The organism is Microbacterium sp. Ld4, assembly GCF_045066555.1.
In the GTDB taxonomy this organism is placed as follows: domain Bacteria; phylum Actinomycetota; class Actinomycetes; order Actinomycetales; family Microbacteriaceae; genus Microbacterium.
The window spans coordinates 1-5,493 of sequence record NZ_JBISHE010000007.1 but is presented as its reverse complement, the minus strand read 5'-3'; the positions used below and the strand labels follow the sequence as shown (position 1 = coordinate 5,493).

General features: G+C 54.4%; 3 rRNA genes. All 3 read left to right on the top strand.

Annotated features, from left to right (window positions below):
• Positions 1-246: 246 nt before the first annotated feature.
• The 3 genes from ACJJV7_RS02960 to rrf all read left to right on the top strand — a co-directional run bounded on the left by ACJJV7_RS02960 (position 247) and on the right by rrf (position 5,488).
• Positions 247-1,769 (top strand): 16S ribosomal RNA (locus tag ACJJV7_RS02960).
• A gap of 395 nt (positions 1,770-2,164) precedes the next feature.
• A 23S ribosomal RNA gene (locus ACJJV7_RS02955) occupies positions 2,165-5,270 on the top strand.
• Positions 5,271-5,371: 101 nt separating this feature from the next.
• A 5S ribosomal RNA gene (rrf, locus tag ACJJV7_RS02950) occupies positions 5,372-5,488 on the top strand.
• The 16S, 23S and 5S rRNA genes sit together here, the layout of an rRNA operon.
• Positions 5,489-5,493 lie beyond the last annotated feature (5 nt).

Here is a 5,493-nt window from a genome sequence, read left to right as displayed (position 1 = left end):
GAAGTTGCCCCGCAGCGAAGCCCGAGAGGGTGGTGGTGGGAGTATCCGATCCTTGAGAACTCAACAGCGTGCACTTGTCAAATGCCAAATAACCTCGCCTCGGCTTTTTGCTGGGGATGAGATTCCTTTGGATCAAAGTCCGGCTTCTTCCGGGAAGTCGGCATTAGATAGTCAGCAATGATTTATCTCTTTGGTCAGTTCAAACTCGCTGCTTCGGCCTATTCCGGTCGTTGTCAGTATTTTTCTTTTACGGAGAGTTTGATCCTGGCTCAGGATGAACGCTGGCGGCGTGCTTAACACATGCAAGTCGAACGGTGAAGCAGAGCTTGCTCTGTGGATCAGTGGCGAACGGGTGAGTAACACGTGAGCAACCTGCCCCTGACTCTGGGATAAGCGCTGGAAACGGCGTCTAATACTGGATATGAGCTGCGACCGCATGGTCAGCAGTTGGAAAGATTTTTCGGTCTGGGATGGGCTCACGGCCTATCAGCTTGTTGGTGAGGTAATGGCTCACCAAGGCGTCGACGGGTAGCCGGCCTGAGAGGGTGACCGGCCACACTGGGACTGAGACACGGCCCAGACTCCTACGGGAGGCAGCAGTGGGGAATATTGCACAATGGGCGCAAGCCTGATGCAGCAACGCCGCGTGAGGGACGACGGCCTTCGGGTTGTAAACCTCTTTTAGCAGGGAAGAAGCGAAAGTGACGGTACCTGCAGAAAAAGCGCCGGCTAACTACGTGCCAGCAGCCGCGGTAATACGTAGGGCGCAAGCGTTATCCGGAATTATTGGGCGTAAAGAGCTCGTAGGCGGTTTGTCGCGTCTGCTGTGAAATCCCGAGGCTCAACCTCGGGTCTGCAGTGGGTACGGGCAGACTAGAGTGCGGTAGGGGAGATTGGAATTCCTGGTGTAGCGGTGGAATGCGCAGATATCAGGAGGAACACCGATGGCGAAGGCAGATCTCTGGGCCGTTACTGACGCTGAGGAGCGAAAGGGTGGGGAGCAAACAGGCTTAGATACCCTGGTAGTCCACCCCGTAAACGTTGGGAACTAGTTGTGGGGTCCATTCCACGGATTCCGTGACGCAGCTAACGCATTAAGTTCCCCGCCTGGGGAGTACGGCCGCAAGGCTAAAACTCAAAGGAATTGACGGGGACCCGCACAAGCGGCGGAGCATGCGGATTAATTCGATGCAACGCGAAGAACCTTACCAAGACTTGACATATACGAGAACGGGCCAGAAATGGTCAACTCTTTGGACACTCGTAAACAGGTGGTGCATGGTTGTCGTCAGCTCGTGTCGTGAGATGTTGGGTTAAGTCCCGCAACGAGCGCAACCCTCGTTCTATGTTGCCAGCACGTAATGGTGGGAACTCATGGGATACTGCCGGGGTCAACTCGGAGGAAGGTGGGGATGACGTCAAATCATCATGCCCCTTATGTCTTGGGCTTCACGCATGCTACAATGGCCGGTACAAAGGGCTGCAATACCGCGAGGTGGAGCGAATCCCAAAAAGCCGGTCCCAGTTCGGATTGAGGTCTGCAACTCGACCTCATGAAGTCGGAGTCGCTAGTAATCGCAGATCAGCAACGCTGCGGTGAATACGTTCCCGGGTCTTGTACACACCGCCCGTCAAGTCATGAAAGTCGGTAACACCTGAAGCCGGTGGCCTAACCCTTGTGGAGGGAGCTGTCGAAGGTGGGATCGGTAATTAGGACTAAGTCGTAACAAGGTAGCCGTACCGGAAGGTGCGGCTGGATCACCTCCTTTCTAAGGAGCATCTGAAGATTTCGGTCTTCCAGAACCCAGATCGAGACGAATGTTCTCGCTGGGAGCTCATGGGTGGAACATTTGATGAGGTGTCAGAACCTAAGGGTTCTCGTTAGTACTCTGCTTCGGTGGATGGAACGTGAGGGCCGGCGGGGTTTGGGACATGCACGCTGTTGGGTCCTGAGGGACCGGATGCGCTTCGACTCTTTGGGGTCGGGAGCAGACGAATCCTCTGGGCCTTTTCTGGTTGCCGTTTGGTGGCTGGGGAGGGTACCGCCCGTACTTTGAGAACTACACAGTGGACGCGAGCATCTTTGAACTGATCTTTGATCGGTTCAGAAAGATGATCTTAAAGATCATTAGTCAATTTCGATTGACGATTCAAACTCATGTGATTTCAAGTCTTTAAGAGCAAACGGTGAATGCCTTGGCATCTGGAGCCGAAGAAGGACGTAGCAATCTGCGATAAGCCTCGGGGAACTGATAAGCAAGTTTTGATCCGAGGGTGTCCGAATGGGGAAACCCCGCTGGGCGGCGTGCCGACCTAGTGACTCCCGCCTGAATATATAGGGCGGGTAGAGGGAACGTGGGGAAGTGAAACATCTCAGTACCCACAGGAAGAGAAAGCAACCGCGATTCCGTTAGTAGTGGCGAGCGAAACCGGAACAGGCTAAACCGAGTACGTGTGATATCCGGCAGGAGTTGCGTATTCGGGGTTGTGGGACTTTTCAGACAGTTCTGCCGATCTGTCGGCGTTACAAGAAGGTATAGACGAACCGCATTGAAAGGCGGGTCATAGAGGGTGCCAACCCCGTAGTCGAAATGCCTCTCTTGACGCGAAGAGTATCCCAAGTAGCACGGGGCCCGAGAAATCCCGTGTGAATCTGTCAGGACCACCTGATAAGCCTAAATACTCCCAGATGACCGATAGCGGACAAGTACCGTGAGGGAAAGGTGAAAAGTACCCCGGGAGGGGAGTGAAATAGTACCTGAAACCGTTTGCTTACAAACCGTTGGAGCAGCCCTAGTAGCTGTGACAGCGTGCCTTTTGAAGAATGAGCCTGCGAGTTAGCGATGTGTGGCGAGGTTAACCCGAGAGGGGTAGCCGTAGCGAAAGCGAGTCTGAATAGGGCGATTCAGTCGCATGTCCTAGACCCGAAGCGAAGTGATCTATCCATGGCCAGGTTGAAGCGACGGTAAGACGTCGTGGAGGACCGAACCCACTTAGGTTGAAAACTGAGGGGATGAGCTGTGGATAGGGGTGAAAGGCCAATCAAACTTCGTGATAGCTGGTTCTCTCCGAAATGCATTTAGGTGCAGCGTTGCGTGTTTCTTGCCGGAGGTAGAGCTACTGGATGGCCGATGGGCCCTACAAGGTTACTGACGTCAGCCAAACTCCGAATGCCGGTAAGTGAGAGCGCAGCAGTGAGACTGTGGGGGATAAGCTTCATAGTCGAGAGGGAAACAACCCAGACCACCAACTAAGGTCCCAAAGCGCGTGCTAAGTGGGAAAGGATGTGGAGTTGCCTTGACAACCAGGAGGTTGGCTTAGAAGCAGCCACCCTTGAAAGAGTGCGTAATAGCTCACTGGTCAAGTGATTCCGCGCCGACAATGTAACGGGGCTCAAGCACGCCACCGAAGTTGTGGCATTGACATTATTGGTAGGCCTTCGTGGTCCAGCCGTGTTGATGGGTAGGAGAGCGTCGTGTGGCCAGCGAAGCGGCGGTGTGAACCAGCCGTGGAGGCTACACGAGTGAGAATGCAGGCATGAGTAGCGAAAGACGTGTGAGAAACACGTCCTCCGAAAGACCAAGGGTTCCAGGGTCAAGCTAATCTTCCCTGGGTAAGTCGGGACCTAAGGCGAGGCCGACAGGCGTAGTCGATGGACAACGGGTTGATATTCCCGTACCGGCGAAGAACCGCCCAAGCTAATCCAGTGGTGCTAAGAGTCCTAACCCGGCTGAGTGGATCCCTTCGGGGTGATGCCGGCCGGTCTAACGCTCGACCCCGTTCTGGTGCGGCTAGCGTATTAACAGGTGTGACGCAGGAAGGTAGCCCAACCCGGGCGATGGTTGTCCCGGGGCAAGTGCGTAGGCCGAGAGATAGGCAAATCCGTCTCTCATTAAGGCTGAGACACGATGCGGATAAAAAGTGGGTGATCCTATGCTGCCAAGAAAAGCATCGACGCGAGGTTCTAGCTGCCCGTACCCCAAACCGACTCAGGTGGTCAGGTAGAGAATACTAAGGAGATCGAGAGAATCGTGGTTAAGGAACTCGGCAAAATGCCCCCGTAACTTCGGGAGAAGGGGGGCCTTCCACTTATTAGGATTTACTCCGAAAGGGTGTGGAGGCCGCAGAGACTAGTGGGTAGCGACTGTTTACTAAAAACACAGGTCCGTGCTAAGTCGCAAGACGATGTATACGGACTGACGCCTGCCCGGTGCTGGAAGGTTAAGAGGACCGGTTAGCCGCAAGGCGAAGCTGAGAATTTAAGCCCCAGTAAACGGCGGTGGTAACTATAACCATCCTAAGGTAGCGAAATTCCTTGTCGGGTAAGTTCCGACCTGCACGAATGGCGTAACGACTTCCCAACTGTCTCAACCGCGAACTCGGCGAAATTGCATTACGAGTAAAGATGCTCGTTACGCGCAGCAGGACGGAAAGACCCCGTGACCTTTACTATAGCTTTGTATTGGTGTTCGGTGTGGCTTGTGTAGGATAGGTGGGAGACTTTGAAGCGGTGACGCCAGTTACCGTGGAGTCATTGTTGAAATACCACTCTGGTCACTCTGGATATCTAACTTCGAACCGTAATCCGGTTCAGGGACAGTGCATGGTGGGTAGTTTAACTGGGGCGGTTGCCTCCCAAAAAGTAACGGAGGCGCCCAAAGGTTCCCTCAACCTGGTTGGCAATCAGGTGGCGAGTGTAAGTGCACAAGGGAGCTTGACTGTGAGACTGACAGGTCGAGCAGGGACGAAAGTCGGGACTAGTGATCCGGCAGTGGCTTGTGGAAGCGCTGTCGCTCAACGGATAAAAGGTACCTCGGGGATAACAGGCTGATCTTGCCCAAGAGTCCATATCGACGGCATGGTTTGGCACCTCGATGTCGGCTCGTCGCATCCTGGGGCTGGAGTAGGTCCCAAGGGTTGGGCTGTTCGCCCATTAAAGCGGTACGCGAGCTGGGTTTAGAACGTCGTGAGACAGTTCGGTCCCTATCCGCTGCGCGCGCAGGAAATTTGAGAGGATCTGACCCTAGTACGAGAGGACCGGGTTGGACGAACCTCTGGTGTGTCAGTTGTTCCGCCAGGAGCACCGCTGATTAGCTACGTTCGGGATGGATAACCGCTGAAAGCATCTAAGCGGGAAGCCGGCCTCAAGATGAGATTTCCATGCCTTCGGGCGAGAGGCTCCCAGCCAGACTACTGGGTTGATAGGCCGGATGTGGAAGCGTGGTAACACGTGAAGCTGACCGGTACTAATAAGCCGATGACTTGATAACACACCGTTTTTGGTGCTTGCGTCCACTGAGTGGTTCTCGATGTACGGTCGAGAACTGCATGACAATGACTTTGTTATGCGCGATTGAAACATCAATAGTGTTTCGGCGGCCATAGCGTGAGGGAAACGCCCGGTTACATTCCGAACCCGGAAGCTAAGCCTCACAGCGCCGATGGTACTGCAGGGGGGACCCTGTGGGAGAGTAGGACACCGCCGGACTTCTT